Source organism: Pseudomonas sp. ICMP 561 (assembly GCF_002699985.1).
GTDB lineage: Bacteria > Pseudomonadota > Gammaproteobacteria > Pseudomonadales > Pseudomonadaceae > Aquipseudomonas > Aquipseudomonas quasicaspiana.
On the sequence record NZ_LKBT01000008.1, the window covers coordinates 1 to 18,527 of the forward strand.

14 protein-coding genes and 1 pseudogene are annotated in these 18,527 nt (G+C 56.7%); 10 read left to right on the top strand and 5 right to left on the bottom strand.

The annotated features are described in order from the left end of the window. Positions 1 to 408: 408 nt before the first annotated feature. The 10 genes and pseudogenes from poxB (at position 409) to AO242_RS30080 (ending at position 11,753) form a co-directional block, all read left to right on the top strand. Positions 409 to 2,127, top strand: coding sequence for a ubiquinone-dependent pyruvate dehydrogenase (gene poxB, locus AO242_RS07635; protein WP_099268239.1), 1,719 nt, complete (start codon positions 409 to 411; stop codon positions 2,125 to 2,127). A 289-nt stretch (positions 2,128 to 2,416) separates the two neighbouring features. After that, positions 2,417 to 3,268: a MurR/RpiR family transcriptional regulator gene (locus AO242_RS07640; protein WP_099268240.1), complete on the top strand. Its 852-nt coding sequence runs from the start codon at positions 2,417 to 2,419 to the stop codon at positions 3,266 to 3,268. A 49-nt stretch (positions 3,269 to 3,317) separates the two neighbouring features. Beyond that, positions 3,318 to 3,878 carry a D-alanyl-D-alanine dipeptidase gene (gene ddpX, locus AO242_RS07645; RefSeq protein ID WP_099268241.1) on the top strand — a complete coding sequence of 187 codons (561 nt, stop codon included), beginning with the start codon at positions 3,318 to 3,320 and terminating at the stop codon, positions 3,876 to 3,878. Between the two features lie 200 nt (positions 3,879 to 4,078). Further along, a complete protein-coding gene (locus tag AO242_RS07650; protein WP_099268242.1) occupies positions 4,079 to 5,647 on the top strand; it encodes an ABC transporter substrate-binding protein in 1,569 nt (522 codons plus the stop codon). Between the two features lie 129 nt (positions 5,648 to 5,776). Beyond that, positions 5,777 to 6,793 (top strand): ABC transporter permease, encoded by a 1,017-nt coding sequence (locus AO242_RS07655; RefSeq protein WP_099268243.1) that lies wholly within the window; start codon positions 5,777 to 5,779, stop codon positions 6,791 to 6,793. 1 nt (position 6,794) lies between these two features. Next, positions 6,795 to 7,694 carry a D,D-dipeptide ABC transporter permease gene (gene ddpC / locus AO242_RS07660; protein WP_099268244.1) on the top strand — a complete coding sequence of 300 codons (900 nt, stop codon included), beginning with the start codon at positions 6,795 to 6,797 and terminating at the stop codon, positions 7,692 to 7,694. Between the two features lie 2 nt (positions 7,695 to 7,696). Next, positions 7,697 to 8,716 (top strand): ABC transporter ATP-binding protein, encoded by a 1,020-nt coding sequence (locus AO242_RS07665; RefSeq protein WP_099268245.1) that lies wholly within the window; start codon positions 7,697 to 7,699, stop codon positions 8,714 to 8,716. Continuing rightward, a complete protein-coding gene (locus tag AO242_RS07670; RefSeq protein ID WP_099268246.1) occupies positions 8,713 to 9,699 on the top strand; it encodes an oligopeptide/dipeptide ABC transporter ATP-binding protein in 987 nt (328 codons plus the stop codon). Before AO242_RS07665 ends, AO242_RS07670 begins: the two co-directional genes overlap by 4 nt. 164 nt (positions 9,700 to 9,863) lie before the next feature. Continuing rightward, positions 9,864 to 10,895: pseudogene (locus AO242_RS30075) on the top strand (HAMP domain-containing protein); the annotation flags it as partial. Positions 10,896 to 10,988: 93 nt separating this feature from the next. Beyond that, positions 10,989 to 11,753 (top strand): methyl-accepting chemotaxis protein, encoded by a 765-nt coding sequence (locus AO242_RS30080; protein ID WP_373562200.1) that lies wholly within the window; start codon positions 10,989 to 10,991, stop codon positions 11,751 to 11,753. A gap of 373 nt (positions 11,754 to 12,126) precedes the next feature. On the opposite strand, the gene AO242_RS07680 is transcribed toward AO242_RS30080, so the two are convergent. From AO242_RS07680 to AO242_RS07700, 5 genes are all read right to left on the bottom strand, one after another. Then, positions 12,127 to 12,951, bottom strand: coding sequence for an HDOD domain-containing protein (locus tag AO242_RS07680; RefSeq protein ID WP_095098957.1), 825 nt, complete (start codon positions 12,949 to 12,951; stop codon positions 12,127 to 12,129). Between the two features lie 335 nt (positions 12,952 to 13,286). After that, on the bottom strand, positions 13,287 to 14,240 hold the full coding sequence (locus AO242_RS07685) for a 2-hydroxyacid dehydrogenase (protein ID WP_099268247.1): 954 nt from the start codon (positions 14,238 to 14,240) through the stop codon (positions 13,287 to 13,289). 153 nt (positions 14,241 to 14,393) lie between these two features. Further along, positions 14,394 to 15,668, bottom strand: coding sequence for an MFS transporter (locus AO242_RS07690; protein ID WP_099268248.1), 1,275 nt, complete (start codon positions 15,666 to 15,668; stop codon positions 14,394 to 14,396). A 467-nt stretch (positions 15,669 to 16,135) separates the two neighbouring features. Beyond that, complete coding sequence (locus tag AO242_RS07695) at positions 16,136 to 17,443, bottom strand: OprD family porin (RefSeq protein WP_373562201.1); 1,308 nt, start codon at positions 17,441 to 17,443, stop codon at positions 16,136 to 16,138. Positions 17,444 to 17,726: 283 nt separating this feature from the next. Beyond that, entirely contained in the window at positions 17,727 to 18,146 is a 420-nt protein-coding gene (locus tag AO242_RS07700; RefSeq protein WP_027902769.1) for a GFA family protein, read from the bottom strand. Positions 18,147 to 18,527 lie beyond the last annotated feature (381 nt).

Consider the following 18,527-nt stretch of genomic DNA (forward strand, 5'->3'; position numbering starts at 1 on the left):
CTCCACAGCTACAACAACTACTTGTCGCCAATAGCTATGGAGCAGCAGGCGGCTTGATCACCGTAATCGGTGTCCGGAAAAACTTGACCAGAACAAGTTCGCTCCTGCCGGTTTGCGCTGGGTCAGGTAGGAGGCAACTTGTTGGCGATAGGGCTGATGCGGTGAGTCAGGTCTGACGCCTCGCGAACAAGTTCGCTCCTACCGTTGAGTTCGGGATAGTGCACTGCGGTGCGTCTCAAGAATTTTCGTGCTTGTCTTTCGGGCAAGCACCGCCCGCAGGTAATCCGCTCTTCACAGATTGATCTGTGTTCTGTCACCAGCTGAACTGTGCGCCGCACAGCCTGTCGATCACTGATGCGTACCAAGACACTGGCTACGTTTTCCATCTGTCTCGACAAGGAAACCAGCATGTCCAAAACCATTGCCGATCACCTCGCTCAAACCCTCGCCAGTGCTGGCGTCAACCGTATCTGGGGGGTGAGCGGCGACAGCCTCAATGGCTTGACCGATAGCCTGCAGAGCATCGACTCCATCCGCTGGATGCACACCCGCCACGAAGAAGTCGCCGCCTTTGCCGCCGGTGCTGAAGCAGCCAGCACGGGCAAGCTGGCGGTGTGCGCGGGCAGTTGCGGGCCGGGCAATCTGCACTTGATCAACGGACTTTATGATTGCCATCGCAACCAGGTCCCGGTGCTGGCAATTGCGGCGCATATCTCGTCTTCGGAAGTCGGTCTGGGTTATTTTCAGGAAACCCATCCTCAGGAACTGTTCAAGGAGTGCAGCCACTTCGTCGAACTGGTCAGCACCCCCGAGCAATTTCCCCGGGTGCTGGAGCGCGCCATGCGTGCTGCGATTGGTCAGCGTGGCGTTGCAGTGATCGTGTTGCCGGGGGACGTGGCGCTGAGCGATGCCCCTGACGCCCTCGCCAAGTGGGTGGACACCGCGCCACCGACGGTCACCCCGAGCGAGCCGGACATCCAGCAGATGGCCGACATCCTCAATGAATCCAAAGCAGTCACCTTGTTGTGCGGTGCCGGTTGCGCCGGAGCCCATGACGAGATGGTCGCCCTGGCCGACCGTCTTGGCGCGCCCGTGGTGCACGCCTTGCGCGGCAAGCAGTACGTCGAGTATGACAACCCGTTCGATGTCGGCATGACCGGCCTGATCGGTTTCAGCTCGGGTTATCACGCCATGTTGTCCTGCGACACGCTGGTAATTCTGGGCAGCAGTTTTCCTTACCGGAACTTCTACCCGACTGACGCCAAAATCGTCCAGATCGACATCGATCCCACAGCCCTCGGTCGACGCACGCCGATAGCCCTGGGCTTGACCGGCGGCGTGAAAGAAACCCTTGCCGCGCTGCTGCCCAAACTGAATCGTCAGGAAGACCGTCGCTTCCTCGACAAGGCACTCAAGCATTACGCCAAGTCACGGGAAGGGCTGGATGATCTGGCCACGCCATCGGCACCGGGCAACCCGATCCATCCGCAATATCTGACCCGGCTGATTGATGAGCAGGCCGACGCTGACGCGATCTTCAGCGTCGATGTCGGCACACCCACAATGTGGGCTGCCCGTTATCTGCACATGAACGGCAAGCGCAGTTTGCTGGGTTCGTTCAACCATGGCTCCATGGCCAACGCGATGCCTCAAGCATTGGGCGCGAAAGCGGCGTATCCGGATCGACAAGTGATTTCCCTGTGTGGCGATGGCGGATTGTCGATGCTGATGGGCGACCTGCTCAGCGTTCGTCAACTGGACCTGCCGATCAAAATGGTGGTGTTCAACAACAGCTCGTTGGGTTTCGTGGACATGGAAATGAAAGCTGGCGGCTACGTGCCCCACGGCACTGATCTGTACGAGACCAACTTCGCCGGTATCGCTCTGGGTGCGGGCATTCTGGGTATTCGCGTAGAGAGTTCAGAAGAGTTGCCTGCTGCATTGCGCAAGGCGTTCGATCATCCGGGCCCGGTATTGCTGGATGTTGTCACTGCCAAACAGGAACTGGGCATTCCGCCCAAGATCAAACTGGCACAGGCCAAAGGCTTCAGCCTGTACATGATGCGTGCTGTGATGAGCGGGCGAGGGGATGAGGTGTTTGAGTTGGTGAAGACTAACTTGCGCTGATCGGCCTCCTGCCCCGAAACACTGTCGAAAAGCCGTAAGGACGCCGCGTGCAGGCGCGACCTTGCTGGCTTCTCGGCGGCATCTTCATGATCTTTTTTGCCCGCGTATGGCGCATTTTTCATTTCCTTCGCACCGTTCTGAATCGCAATAAAAGCCCCCGAAATATCCTCCAAAAAAAGCATTGTGCTGGCTGGAAAGTGAATGTTATGTTGGTAACAAGATTTAGTTATTTGATTTATTTATAACATTTCACAGGCGCTCCAGGGATGCCGCAACCAGCATGAATGCCATGGAAAAACATACTTTTCTCGAGATACTCGAACAGCGCTTTACCGAGCTGACGCCCACGGGCAAGCGTATCGGGGGATACCTGCTGGCCAACCCCCAACAGTTGCCGTTCGAGACTGCGGACAGCATCGCGCAGCAGACCGGTACAACCGGAATTTCTGTCGGCCGGTTCTTCCGTTCGCTGGGCTATCGCAACATTGATGACGTGAAGCAGAGTCTTCGCGGCGACTCCACGGGGAGTTGGTTGCTGACAGACCGGCTTGGGGCATTCCGCGAGGAAAGCACCCACGGCGATGCACTCGACCGCTCGCTGACCCGTGAGCTGGAAGCCATCCAGCACGTTTATGGCCTCGCTCGCAGTGATGCGTTCGCAACCATCGTCGAACGCATCTTCAGCGCCGACGCGGTCTTTATCATCGGCATCCAGACCACCCGAGGCATTCTGAATACCTTCTTCAGTCACCTGGAATATATCCGTCCGCAGGTTTACTACGTTGACGGGTTATCAGGTACGTATGCCGAGTCGCTGAACTCGGGTTTCAAAAATCCCTACGCACTCATTGCGGACTTCCGGACGTATTCCAGCATGACCCGCAAATTTTGCGAGGTCGCCAGTGGTCAGAATCTGCCCTTGGCGTTGATTACCGATTTCCATTGTCCCTGGGCGCGGGATTACTCCATGGACTTGTTGCAGTTGAAGTCAGACATCGGGCAGTTCTGGGACTCCCCGGCACCTCTCGCTTGCCTGTTCAACCTTATGGTCTCAGCTGTGGCCGAGAAATACGGTGAGCGGCTCGACGAGCGTCTGGCGAAAAATCGTCAGCTGCAAGAACTTTTCGGTCAGTTCGAATGAATGACCCATTCATCATCTTCTTCGCTGTTTTTGTTAATGGAGTGTTTGAGTGAATAACGGCCCACTTGTGGAAGTCGATGCCCACGCGCTTCAGGTCCAGATCGACCTGATTTATGCCGGTGCCGACAACCTCGCTGGCAAAGTGATTTATCAGGACCCGCGTTGCTTGCTGCATGTAGACGCTGAGCGTTGTCTGCGCATGGCCAGCCGATTGGCGCGGCAGGCCGGTTACCGCTTGAGGATATTTGATGCCTACCGCCCGCCCTATGCGCAGTTTCTGTTGTGGGAGGCGCTGCCTAACCCCGAGTACGTCCGCGATCCGGGGCTGGGGTCGCACCACAGTCGTGGCGTCGCAGTTGACCTTACGCTGATTGATGCCGACGGCCAGCCTCTGGACATGGGCACCGGCTTTGACGACATGCGTGAGCCTTCCCATCAGTTCTTCAGTGATCTGTCACCGCAGGTGCAGCGCAATCGCCTGATGCTTTTGGGGATCATGTTGGCTTCCGGTTTTACCTGGATCGACAGCGAATGGTGGCATTACGAGTTGCCCGATGCTGAGGATTATCCGCTGATCGACGATAAATCGCTCCAGCCTGTCGGCCATTGAGAGACGCGCTCAATAGCGCCGCATGACAACAGTATTCACAAACAAATGACCGGGGCATTAATGAATCCCGGCGTGAATTCGGCAAGACCTGCAATGCAGTGATTGCCCGTTTCGGACGAGAGTCCGAGTTTTAACTGCCCGGTATAGCTTCAATAAAAAACCTGACGAACTTCCACATATCGAATGATCAAGGAACCGGCATGAATCTGATTTTCACTCCGCGCCTCAATCCGCGCTCCCTTGCCACGGCGTTGCTCTGTACGGCCATGGGGCTGGGGGCCTGGCAGTCTGCAAGCGCCGCTGCTCCCAAGGACGTTTTGATGATCGGCAAACCCGCCGACCCGCAAACCCTTGATCCTGCGGTCACCATTGATAACAACGACTGGGCCGTGACTTATCCGGCCTATCAGCGGCTTGTGACCTATAAGGTTGAAAACGGCAAGGGCAGCACCGAGGTCGAGGGCGAACTGGCCTCCGGCTGGACCACTTCGGCGGACAGTCTGGTCTGGGAGTTCAAACTCAAGCCTGGCAACAAGTTCGATGACGGAAGCGAAGTCAGTGCAGAGGCCGTCAAGTTCTCCTTTGACCGCGTCATGAAGCTCAAGCAGGGCCCGTCGGGTGCGTTCCCGGATGACATGGTGGTGTCAGTGGTCGATCCGTCGACCGTGCGTTTTACGCTCAAGACCCCTTATGCGCCTTTTCTCTCGACACTGGCCCATAACGGCGCTGCAATCGTGAACCCTGAAGTGGCGAAGAAAAGTGAAGGTGCCGAGGCGTACCTGTCGACACATACCGCAGGTTCCGGTGCATTCAAGCTGGTCGGCTGGCAGAAAGGTCAGTCATTGACCATGGAGCAGAACAGCTACTACGCCGGACCCAAGCCGACCCTCAACAAGGTTGTGGTGAAAATCATTGGCGAGGCGTCGGTGCGACGCTTGCAACTGGAGCGTGGCGATCTCGACATCATTGAAGATATGCCTGAGGACCAACTCGATGCTCTGAGCAAAAAGCCTGGCGTCGTTATCGGTGACTATCCGTCCTTGCGCGTGACATTGTTGTACCTGAACAACAAGAAAGCGCCGATGGACAATCCCGATGCACGCCGGGCCATCGTCGAAGCGCTGGATTACGACGGCATTATCAACGGCCTTCTCAAAGGCAAAGCCAAGCCCATGAACGGGCCGATTCCACAGGGCATGTGGGCTTACGATGAAAAATTGCCAGTGCCCAGGCAGGACCTGACCAAGGCCAAGGCAGACCTCGCCAAGGTTCCGTCCAAAATCAGTTCGCTGAGTTTCATGTATTCCGACAAGGACCCGAACTGGGAGCCTATCGGCCTTACCCTGCAAGCTGGCCTGGCGCCGCTGGGCGTCAATCTGAAACTGGAGAAGCTGGCTAACGCCACGATGCGTGAGCGTTTGGGCAAAGGTGATTTCGACGTCGCTATCGGTTCGTGGAGCCCGGACTTCGCCGACCCCTACATGTTCATGAATTTCTGGTTTGACTCCAAATTGCAAGGCCTGCCCGGCAATCGCTCATTTTATGAGAACCCGGCGGTGGACAAGCTGATTCGTGAATCCGCAGCCACCAACGACGCAGCCAAGCGTACTGAGTTGTATCAGCAGGCTCAGAAAATTGTCCTTGATGACAGCGTTTACGCCTACCTATACCAGAAGGCTTACACCTTGCCGATGCGCGATACGGTCAAGGGCTATGTGTTCAACCCGATGCTGGAGCAGGTGTTCAACGTCGGGACGATCACCAAGTAATACGTCACGGATTCAACATTTCTACCGTTAACGTTCGGCGCTCCCTTTTGATCCTTAAAGGGGAGTGCTGCGACGCCGTGCCCAAGGCAGCCATTTGAGCTGCCGCTAAACGCATGACTGAGGTGCCTGATGGCCTTCTTGAATATCTTGCGAAAACGACTTTTCGGCCTGCTACTGGTTGTAATTGGCGTCTCCGTGATTACCTTTTCGATTTCCCACCTTATCCCCGGGGATCCAGCGCGACTGATTGCCGGGGATCGGGCCACCGACGCTATCGTGGCCAATATCCGTCATCAGTTGGGGCTGGATTTGCCGCTTTATCAGCAATATGGCCGCTACATGCTCGACCTGGTACATGGCGATCTGGGCACCTCAATTCGTACCAGTCGGCCAGTGCTTGAGGATTTGCAGACGTTTTTTCCTGCCACCCTGGAGTTGGCGATGGCGGCTTTGCTGCTGTCGATTCTGGTCGGCGTACCGCTGGGCGTACTCTCAGCGGTTTACCACAACCGCCTGATCGATCAGATCGCTCGCACGCTGGCGGTCACCGGTATCTCCACCCCTGCGTTCTGGTTGGGGCTGGGCCTGATCGTGTTTTTCTATGGCCACTTGAACTGGTTGCCTGGCAGCGGTCGCCTGGATGATGGGCTGGACCCGCCGGTTACCGTCACTGGTTTTTACCTGATTGACTCATTATTGATGGGCGACTGGGCGCTATTCAGCAATGCCCTGCAGCATCTGATCCTGCCCGCCGTGACCTTGGGTTTTGTCAATCTGGGGGTGGTCGCCCGGCAGATTCGTTCGGCGATGCTTGACCAGTTGGGCGAGGACTACATCCGCACCGCGCGGGCTTATGGTTTGTCGAAGTGGTCGGTGATCCTGCGTCATGCACTGCCTAACGCCCTTATCCCGTCGGTGACCGTACTGGGCCTGACGCTTGGTGACTTGCTCTATGGCGCGGTGCTGACAGAAACAGTATTCGCGTGGCCCGGGATGGGGGCTTACGTGGTCAAGTCCATTGAGGCTCTGGATTTCCCGGCAGTGATGGGCTTCGCAATCGTAGTTTCCTTTATCTATGTGTTGCTCAACATGGTTATCGATCTGCTTTACCGCTTGATCGATCCGCGCATCAGCGAGGTCAACTGACATGACAACTCCACTCACACCTTTGAGTGTTGCACCCGTTGCGCAGGCTGCGGGCTGGCGGGAGCGGTTGAGCTTTTTACGCTACCAGATCGGGCGCAGCCCGCTGACCATTGCTGGCCTGGCGATCACCTGCATCGTGCTCCTGTGTATGATTTTCGCGCCATGGCTGGCTCCCCATGATCCCAACGCGGTCAATCTGGCCCATCGACTGGCTGCACCGTCTGCCCAGTACTGGTTTGGCACCGATGAAGTGGGGCGCGATCTGTTCAGTCGAGTGTTGCATGGCAGCCAGCAATCGGTTGGCGTCGGACTGTTCGTGGCCTTTTCCTCTTGCCTGATCGGCGGCCTGCTGGGCTGTATGTCCGGTGTGATCGGAGGTCGTTTTGACAGCCTGATCATGAGGCTGATGGACATCATGCTCTCGGTGCCCTCCCTCGTGCTGATCATGGCCCTGACCGCTGCACTCGGCCCAAGTCTTTTCAATGCGATGCTGGCGATTACGCTGGTACGTATTCCATTTTATGTGCGGTTAGCCCGCGGCCAGGCGCTGAGCATCCGGCAGATGGGCTACGTGAAGGCTGCGCAGACCTTCGGCGCCGGGCGCTGGCACATTGTGCTCTGGCACGTGGCGCGCAACGCCACGCCGCCATTGCTGGTGCAACTGAGTCTTGATATCGGCGCAGCGATCCTGATGGCTTCCGCGCTGGGTTTTATCGGTCTTGGCGCACAACAGCCCACGGCCGAGTGGGGCGCAATGGTCGCGACCGGTCGCAAATACATCCTTGATCAGTGGTGGTACTCGACCTTCCCGGGTCTGGCGATCCTTATCACTGCCACCGGATTCAACTTGCTGGGCGACGGCGTGCGCGACTTGCTCGACCCGCGTCAACAGGGGAAATGATCATGTCGACTCCATCTATTGCAAGCCCGAAGCTTGCGGCTGCGCCGGTATTGACGATCGATAACCTGAGCATTGAGTTCCCGGCTTATCGCGGCACGGTGAAGGCACTCAACGGCATCACGCTTCAGGTGGATCCGGGGGAGATCGTCGGCGTGATCGGTGAGTCCGGTTCGGGCAAGTCGGTCACTGCCATGCTCAGTATGCGTTTGCTGCCGGAGCGCAGTTACCGGGTCAGCGGCGGCAGCCTGCACATACTGGGTCGTGACATGCTGGCGGCCAAAGAGAAAGACCTGTTGAAGGTACGCGGTCGTGACGCGGCGATGATTTTTCAGGAACCCATGACCGCCCTGAATCCGACCCGGCGTATCGGGCGACAGATGACGGATGTGATCATCCATCACCAGCACGTGAGCAAATCCCAGGCGCGAGCCAGAGCTGTCGAGCTGTTGCGAGACATGCACATCGCCGACCCTGAGCAGGTGCTGGAAAGCTATCCGTTCGAGCTTTCCGGCGGGATGCGTCAGCGTGTGATGATCGCTCTGGCGTTTTCTTGCGACCCTCAGTTGCTGATTGCCGACGAGCCCACCACGGCATTGGACGTTACCGTACAGCGTCAGGTTTTGCTTTTGCTGAGAGAAAAGGCCCGTGAGCGCGGGACGGCAATTTTGCTGATCACCCACGACATGGCGCTGGTTTCCCAGTTTTGTGACCGGGTTTACGTGATGTACACCGGTGCTGTGGTGGAGCAGGGGGATACCGCTGCGGTCATGGCTGATCCGCGTCACCCTTACACCCGCGGTCTGCTCAGCGGCTTGCCTGAGCAGGTGCAGCCCGGGGAGGATTTGATGACGATACCGGGCCAGGTGCCAAATCTTTCTGCGCTGCCCGAAGGGTGTACGTTCCGGGACCGCTGTCCGTCCGCGATGCACAAGTGCATTGAGCGGCCACCGCTACAGCTCATCAATGGCCGCGAGCTACGTAAAAGTGCCTGCTGGTTGAGCGAACAGGAGCAAATTTCATGATCAGCACCGCACGTAAACGCCTGCCTGAAGACAGCTCGCCGATTCTTTCCCTTGAAGATGTTCGCGTGCATTTCCCTGTGGGCAGCGACTGGCTCGGTCGGGCCAAGGGCGTAGCCCATGCATTGAACGGTATCGACCTGCAGGTCCGTGCCGGTGAGACACTGGGCGTGGTAGGGGAGTCCGGATGTGGCAAAAGCACTCTGGCGCAGCTATTGATGGGGTTGATCAAACCCACAATGGGTCGGATGGACTGGATTTATAACAATGCCCGTGAGCAGGGCAGTAATGTGCAGATTGTTTTTCAAGATCCGCAGTCTTCGCTGGATCCTCGCTTACCGATATGGAAGATCATTACGGAGCCACTGTTCGTCCAGCGTTCAGCGCCGCGACGGGACATGCGTGACATTGCTGCAAAAGTCGCCTCTCAAGTGGGTATTCGGACTGAGTACCTGGACCGTTTTCCGCACCAGTTTTCTGGCGGTCAGCGTCAACGAATTGCCATTGCTCGTGCGTTATCGTCCAATCCGGACATTATTGTTCTCGATGAACCAACTTCTGCGCTGGATATTTCGGTACAAGCGCAAATTCTCAACCTGCTGGCAGAGTTGCAACGCAGTCGTGATTTGACCTACATCCTGATTTCGCACAACGTCTCGGTGGTGCGCCATATGGCCGACCGGGTAGCGGTGATGTACCTGGGCCAAATCGTCGAATTGGGCAGTGCAGCCGAGGTGCTTGAGCGGCCTCAGCATCCTTACACTCGCCTGCTTCTGGACGCCGTTCCGCGCCTGGGGGCTCCGCTGGATAACGCATACATCTCGGCACCTACCGAGTTACCGGGCAATCGTAAACTGCCCGCCGGCTGTTTCTTCCGGGACCGCTGTCCGCACGCTACGACAGGTTGCGACAGGCCACAGTTGCTGGCGCCTGCGAAAGAGGGGCAGGGGTCAGTCAGATGTCATCTCATGTCGGGTGTCGCTTAGAGCTATGCACACTATGTCCCACCTCTACTGAGGTGGATCCAATAATATATTTATCGAGATACTTTCTTTTTACTTGGAGAGTACGTAAAACGCGGCACGGCCTTTGCTAACTTGATCCCAGGCCGTCCCGTTGTAACTCTTTTGTAATGGAAGTATCCGCAATGATGAAAAGTCTGGGTTTCAGCAGAAAGATTCTGCTCGCCGCCGCGTTGGTGGTCGTGGTTGCATTTACCTGTTTTATTGTTGTTAACGATTACCGACAACGTCAGACTTTGAAATCCAATGTCTTTGCTGAACTTCAACAGTTGGGTGGCCTGACGACTCAGAATATTCAGACCTGGCTGGAGAGCCGTACCCAGCTGCTGCAATCCATGGCGCAGCGGATCGCGGCGGATGGCAAGGCCATTCCGGATCTGCAGAGCTCCATTGGTATCCCGGCTTATACCGATAATTTCCAGCTCAGTTATTTCGGTGGTACTGACGGCGTGATGTTTTCGGTGCCAGCGGGTAATCGCCCGGCAGATTATGATCCCCGTGCGCGTGGCTGGTACAAGGCGGCGCAAAACGCCCCAGGCACTGTTGTGACTGAACCGTACATTGCCGCTTCGTCTGGCAAGTTGGTCGTGACACTGGCGGCGCCGGTCAAGTACCAGAACCAGTTCATTGGCGTTGCCGGTGCTGACATTTCCCTCGAGAGCATTACCAAGACCATCAATTCGCTGAACTTCGGTGGGCATGGTTATGCATTCATCGTCAGCGGCGACGGCAAGATTCTGATTCACCCGGACAGCAAACTCATCCTGAAGAACATCAGCGAAGCCTATCCGACCGATACGCCGAAGATTACTGCGGGCGTGACCGAGATTGCGTCCGCCGGTAAAGCGGAAATCATGTCGCTGACCAAGGTAGAAGGCGTTTCTTCGGCTAACTGGTATGTGGCGCTGGTACTGGATCAGGATGCGGCCTACGCCATGCTCGGCGAATTCCGTACGTCAGCGATTACTGCGATGGTCATTTCTGTGGTGATCATCATTCTGCTGCTGGGCATGTTGATCAGCGTGCTGATGCAACCGCTGCATCAAATGGGCCGCGCCATGCGTGACATCGCGGATGGTGACGGCGACCTGACCAAGCGTCTGGCCATTACCTCACAGGATGAGTTCGGCGAATTGGCCCAGTCGTTCAACCGATTCGTTGAGCGTATCCACGGCTCCATACGCGAGGTGGCTTCTACGGCTGGCCAGTTGGGCGATGTGGCGATGCGGGTGGTGAAGGCTTCGAATTCCTCCATGACCAACTCCGACCAGCAGGCCAATCGTACCGAAAGTGTGGCGGCGGCGATCAACGAGTTGGGGGCGGCTGCCCATGAAATTGCCCAGAACGCGGCGCGTACTTCTCAGCAATCTTCCGATGCCAGCCAGTTGGCGAGTGATGGTCAGCAAGTCGTACAGCAGACAATCAGTGCGATGAACGAGCTGTCGGCGAAGATCAGCGAATCCTGCGCCAACATCGAGAACCTGAACGGCAAGACGGTCAACATCGGTCAGATTCTTGAGGTGATCACCAGTATTTCCCAGCAAACCAATCTGCTTGCACTGAACGCGGCGATTGAGGCCGCGCGTGCCGGCGAAGCAGGGCGTGGCTTTGCGGTGGTGGCCGATGAGGTGCGCAGCCTTGCACACCGTACTCAGGATTCGGCGCAACAAGTGAAGAAGATGATCGAGGAACTGCAGATCGGCGCTCGGGAAGCGGTGGTCACCATGACCGAGAGCCAGCGCCAGAGTGAAAGCAGTGTGACTGTTGCCAATCAGGCGGGCGAGCGGTTGAGCAGCGTCACTCGCCGTATCGATGAAATCAACGACATGAACCAGTCCGTAGCCGCTGCGACTGAAGAGCAAACCGCGGTGGTGGAGTCGATCAACGTCGATATTACGCAGATCAACACGCTTAACCAGGAAGGCGTCGACAATCTGAAGCTGACGCTGGATGCTTGCTCCTATCTGGAAGAGCAGGCTGCCCGGTTGCAGCATCTGGTGGGGACTTTCAGGATCTGATGTGAAGAGTAAGGCTTGAAACCGGGTCGCCCTTATCGCGGGCAAGCACCGCTCCCACAGTTTGAAATGCAATGCCATGTGGGAGATTCTATGTTGGCCTGCAAACCTGTGGAGCGAGGCTTGCCCGCGATGCAGACGACTCGGTTTTTCAGCTACACCGTGTCATCGTTCATCGCGAGCAAGCTCACTCCTACAGATGAGTACCAATATTGTGAGCGGTGCCTTGGCCGAGCCGCATCCGGACAGGACGATAAACGATAATGTAGTGTGTCTTCCAGCCTGGTCTCATGTATCGCGGGCAAGCACCGCTCCCACAGTTTGAAATGCGATGCCATGTGGGAGCGGTGCTTGCCCGCGATAACGGCGACTCGGTCTAACTCAACAACTCTGCAAACGCCTTGTCCGCCTCCAGTACGGCGGGCAGTCCGGCAAACAATGCATCCAGATTGACCCCTTCAGTCAGCGGTCCGACCACCGCCTGTTGCGCTTCTGGCGTAGCACCGCCGTGGGCTTCGAGCGCATCGGAAACCAGCATCGCCTGAGCCACGATACGCGGCAGGGGAGCATTGCCTGGCGCTTGTAACGGTTTTGCCTGATACGCAATGGCTTGCTGGATCACCTCCGGCAGATGCCAGCGACGGGCCAGTTCCTCACCTACCTCGGGATAGCCAAAACCTAACTGGACCGTTTCATTGGCCGCGCGGCCCGGCGTGCCCGTTTTGCTCGCAGCGTTGATACGCTCGGCGACTTCCGGCGCGCCGGTCTGGATCAACAACTCGCCGATGTCATGCATCACGCCGCAGGTAAACGCAATCTCCGGGTCCACGCCGCTCTGTTTCGCCAGCATCCGGCAGATCCCGGCCACCTGAAAACTCTTCAGCCAGAAACCTTTCAGATCAAAACTCGGTCCGGCTTTGAACGCGCCCGTTACCGCCGAAGCGAGCACCAGCGTGCGCAGCGTGTTGAAACCCAGACGCATGGCTGCGTCTTCGATACTGGACGACTCCCGGGAGCCACGAAATCGGGCCGAGTTGGCCAGGCGGAGAATCTTCGCCGAAATCACCGGATCCTTTTCGATATTGCGAGCAATGCTTTCCAGGCTGGAAGAAGGGCTGTCAAATTGCAGGATCAGATCCTGAGCGACTTTTGGAATGCTGGGGAGGCTATGCAGATTGGCGAACAGCGTTTCAATACTCATGGAAGACTCACCTTTTTTCGTCCTGAAACAGAACGATAGGTGATTCTGGCGAGCTTGCATGGTCAACGATCGTTAAATGCGTGAAACAGTAGGCAAATCCAACAGCTACGCTGGTCAACTTAGGGGAGCTGCCATCTTTGACGAGCAGCAAACACGGACCCTGTAGGAGTGAGCTTGCTCGCGATAGCGTCAGGCCTGACGGTAATTTCTTGAAAGGTCTACCGTTATCGCGAGCAAGCTCACTCCTACAGATCCTGTGTTTGCTTCACGACAACGCGGCATTTAGACGGGGCGTTACCTCCCACCAAACGAGTGTTCCAATCCGTCCGGGGTGATTAACCCAATACTGGCGTAACCAACTCACCCTCATCGATATAACGACTCAGATTGGCGAACACCAGATCCGCCATGGCCTTGCGGGTTTCATAGGTGCCGCTGCCGATGTGCGGGGTCAGTACAACCTGGTCCAGGCTCAACAGCTCGGCGGGTACGTTCGGTTCATCTTCGAATACATCCAGCCCGGCACCGGCGATCTCACCCGCCTGTAGCGAGGCGACCAGGGCTTTTTCGTCGACGACCGTGCCGCGTGCCACGTTGATCAGGAAAGAATCCGGACCCAGTGCCTTGAGCACCGATGCGCTGATCAGCTTCTCGGTATCGGCACCGCCCGGCACGATCACCACCAGGTAATCGCTGACCCTGGCCAGTTCGTGGAGGTCAGCGTAATGGGTGTAGGACACATCGGAATACGCCTCACCGCGACGGAAATAGGCGATTTCCATGTCGAACGCCGCAGCACGAGTGGCGATGGTTTTACCGATCTTGCCCAGCCCGACGATGCCGCAGGTTTTGCCTGCCAGATCGCGGCCCAGAGGGAATTTGCCGTTTGGCCATTTACCCGCACGCACAAAACGCTCGGCTTCACTGATCTTGCGGCTCACGCAGAGCATCAGTGCGAGGGCAGTTTCCGCGACGGCTTTGTTCAAGACATCCGGGGTGTTGCTGAATTTGATGCCGCGCCCTGACAAATAGTCGGTGTCGATGGCGTCGTAACCCACGCCGAAGCTGGTGACGACTTCAAGATTGGGCAGACGATCCAGCACCTGATTGTCGGTGCCGTACACGGCGCTGGTGACGATGGCGCGAATCTTCTCGCCGTGGGTGGAGAGCCAAGCTTCCAGGTCTGCAATCTCCCAGCGATTGTGCACGGTAAAGTCCCGGGCCAGCGCTTCAGTGAGAGAGGCGTGCATCTGGCCCCAGACCAGTACTTCGGCTTTGCTTTGAGTCATAGTGGATCGCTCGTCATTTTATTGTTGGGAAAACATGAAGGCATGCTTAGCGTCATATGTCATCGTACAACTAGGCTTGATCATATACGCATGGTGCCGTCATTCAAGCCCGAATGTTCGATTCCCAGCCTGGCGATGTGTTCAGAAAACCTTCTAGCCAGCGACCTGCCGACCTTTCGGTCCCGTTTCCAGAATCAATAACGCTAGCACGATTGCGAGCACGATGCCCCCCAGCAACCACGCGCCGGCAGCCTGGAATATGGGCAGGGTCAAGGCACCGCCCATTGCCATGCGCGCCAACAAGTAACCGAATACCGGTGTAAGCAGGGCGCTGAAGGTAAAGACCAGAAAGTTGATGGCGCCGGTGGCACTGCCCTTGACGTTGTCGGCGTTGACTTCCTTGATGATCGAGTAGGGGATCATCGCTGCACCGGAACCGATACCTAACAACAGCCCGAACAGATACGGCGGGGCAATACCAGCTGGCAGATACAGAATCGCCGCGCTGGCGATCAACATCAGCGACGCGCCACCGATCAGTACTGGCTTGCGTCTGCCGATGCGGTCGGAAATATAACCGAGCAACGGGCAACCAATCACCCAGCCCAGCGGGATCATGCTGCTGCGGTTGACTGCCTCGCTGTACGTGACCGCCAGACCGTCACGCAGGAATGGAACGCCCCAGATCATGTCGCCGATAGTCGTCGGCAGAAACAACAGGCCCGCCGTGAAACCGCATAACCATGACTGTGGATTACTCAGAACCTGCTTGTAGGGCGTCAATACTGAACCCAGTGAGTTGCTGCTCCCGGCGGGGCGTGGATCGTGACCTTTGGGCGTCATTAACAGCACCAGAATGGCAATCACGAACAGGCAACCGGCAGCGATGAACCAGAATTGTTGCCACGGGATAGTCCCGTGAATGATCGGGCCCACGGCAAATTGCCCGGCGAAGCCGCCCATCATGCCGAAGCATTGAGTGAAACCGACGGCAGTGGCCAGATACCGCGGCGGGAAGCCATGCGTTGCCAGATACACTGCGCCAATGAAGGCACTGGCCGATCCCGCGCCCTGCAGCAGGCGACCGATTTGCGCGACGTGCAACTCACCCAGGCCGAATAAGGCTGCGCCCGCTGCAACCATGAGAATGCCCGCCGGTATCACGTACTTGGCACCCAGTCTGTCCAGTGCCGCGCCCGCAATGATCGAGAAAATCGAGTAGGTGTAGTAATACAGACCGACCAGCGCGCTGACGGCCACCACATCGCGGCCAAACGCTTCGGTCAACTCCGGCATCATCACGCCGGGTGCCGAGCGCAGGGCGTATTGCACAAAGTAGAAGAGGGCGCAGAACAGCCAGGCGACCACGAACCCCATGTGCAGTGGTTCGGAGCGGACGGACAACGGCGCGGACGAAGCAGGAGGCATGAGGATGGCCTTGTTGGAGGGGCGATGGACCTCAGCCTAGTCGCTTTCCGGGATCCGAAAGCTGCGCCGGATCAATGGATGGGCATTGAAGCAGCTCATACCATGCAATTCGCAGCAAACTTCGTCCCCTGTAGGAGTGACCGGGGTGGCGATCCACATTGCTCGCGATGGCGTCATGCCTGACGGTAATTTATCGACGGAAAAATCGAATCGCGAGCAAGCTCACTCTCACCAGACAAAATGCAAATTAATGGATTGAAATGCATTTTCTGTAGGAGCTGCCGAAGGCTGCGAAGCATTTGTCCTGATACACCGCGATCGCAGCCTTCGGCAGCTCCTACAGATCCAGTGTTTACTCTAGACAAAAAAGTAATGACCAAAAAAAGGCGCTCGCGAGAGCGCCTGAAACACCTTGGTTGCAGAGCGGGAGCTTCCAGGGCGGTGTTGCTAAAACCTCATGCCGCTCTTCACAAAACGCTCAGCGGATACTCGACAATCACCCGGACCTCATCAAGGTCTGACTCAAATGCAGTCGCTCGTGTGGTGGCCTGTCTCACGCGCAGTGACAGGTCCTTCAGATTGCCAGTCTGCACGATGTATTTCGCTTCGATATCCCGCTCCCAGCGCTTCTGATCGGTGAGTGGATTGCCATCCGAATCCCGGCGCATGTAAGTGCTGTTCGCATTGGAATAGTCTGCATCGGTGCCTTTGCCGTAGCGCGTCATGAACGATAGGCCGGGTACCCCGAACGTGGTCATGTCCAGGTTGTAAGTGACCATCCACGAGCGCTCTTTCGGTGAGTTGAAGTCGCTGTACTGGATAGAGTTCGCCAGGTAAATCGAGTCAGATTGTCTGAGGTAATCGAAGTCGTCGTCGCCTTCATTTCGCTGGTGAGAGAGGGCCAGGGTATGAGCGCCGTATTGCAGGCCGATCTTCGCACTCCAGATGTCGTTGTCGAATTCACCGAGGAGCTTTTTGCCTTCGTCGGTGGCGTTGTAATAATTCAGGCTACCGGTCAGTGCCAGATTATCCGAGAGCGGCAATGTGTAAGACGTGGAGGCGTAAGTCTGGTCCCACGCGTCTTTCAGCCTGCTGGTATACAGGCTCAGGCTCAGACTGTCGGTGGCAGCGTAATCGCCTCCAAAATAGGCGACCCACGGAGCGTTGACCGAACCTGCATAAAACGTGGCGAAGTTATCGCGCATGCTGCTGGAGGCTGGCTGGCTCATTGAGTGAAGGCGGCCACCCTGAAGGGTTAAACCGCTGATACTGGTGTTGGTCGCTGTTACACCGCGGAAACTTTCAGGCAGCAGTCGCGAGTCGCCAAAAGAAACCACAGGCGTAGATGGAAAGACATCCCCGACCTTTACAACCGTATCGAATACCCTGGCTTTCAGCGCGCCACCGACCTTGCTGTATTCGTCTTCGGCCTCGCCATCACCATCAACCGGCAGCACATCGAACGAACTGCGTCCGCCGTTTCGACCATCACCGGTGTCGAGTTTGATGCCGAGCATTGCGAACGCATCGACACCAATACCAAACGTACCCTGAGTGAAACCGGATTCGAATTTGCCGATAACGCCTTGTGCCCATGCTTCGGAATAGCCATTCCCGGTAGGGCTTGACTCGCCTTTGCGATGGTCACGGTTCATGTAAAAACTTCGATTGAGCACGGTCAACGTACTGCCTTCGATAAACCCTTCCTTTTGCTCTTCTGCAAAAGCGGCAAGCGGTGTGACGCTCGCAAGGGTCGATAAAACGGCCAAAGTCATTTTGTTGAGGTGAGTCATAGTCGCTCCGTTCAAATCGGCAGATTTCTTATGTGTCGACCTGGCTTTTTTATAAATTCGAGCGCTGCCAGTGGGGCACAATCTTGACGAGTTGAAGATGACGACGAGATGGTTGAAAGATTACAAATGTGCAATCAAGCGTTTATGTTTTGGAGACTGAAAGTTGCCGGTCACTGCTGATGACTTATTTGCGGGAGATCGCTGCGTCCGCTTGATGCATCAGCCTTCGACCCAATTTAGCGAGGCCGGAAGGCTGATATCGCATTCAGCCGGGGGCGTTGGTCGGTGGCTCGCGGTCAGCGGGATGATTGACGCCGTCACTGGTCTTGATCTGGCCAAGGTCGTAAGGGTTCACGCCTTCCAGACAGCCCAGATTGAAGCCGTACTGATCCGGTGAGGAGCGCCGCTGGTGATGGGTGTAAATCCCGCAATTGCCGCAGAAATAATGCTTCGCTGTGCGGGTATTGAATTGATAGAGCTTGAGCTGGGTCTGGCCCTGAATGACTTTGACGCCGTCCAGCGCGACCGACGCAACGATGGCACCTTTGCGGCGACACATCGAACAATCGCAGCGCCGAGGGTCGACAATGCCGTCGGGTAAATCCAGCTCCAGCACCACCGCGCCGCAATGGCACGATGCGCGGTGTTTGGGTTTTATTTCAGTGGGGCCGACTTTCTTGATCACGGGCTGTTCCTCCTGAGGTAATTCAACAGGGTAGCCGTTTAGAGTTAACGGTGCACATGTTGGCCAGCAGACACAACTTCCGCGAACTCATTACCAAGAGGCCGGTATACCGCCGGACTTGTGGAAGATTCTATGTTTGCCCGCAAGGTGAATTGCGACGCAGAACCTGTGGGAGCCGAGCTTGCTCGCGATAAGGGCGCCGCAAATATCAGGCAGATTGCGTCCAGCCTCATCGCGAGCAAGCTCCGCTCCTATCAAACAAAATATAACTATCTGATTTGGAATGCTTTTTACTGTAGGAGTGACCGGGGTGGCGATCCACATTGCTCGCGATAGCTCCAGCACAGGCAATATATTCATCGACCAACAGATCGAATCGCG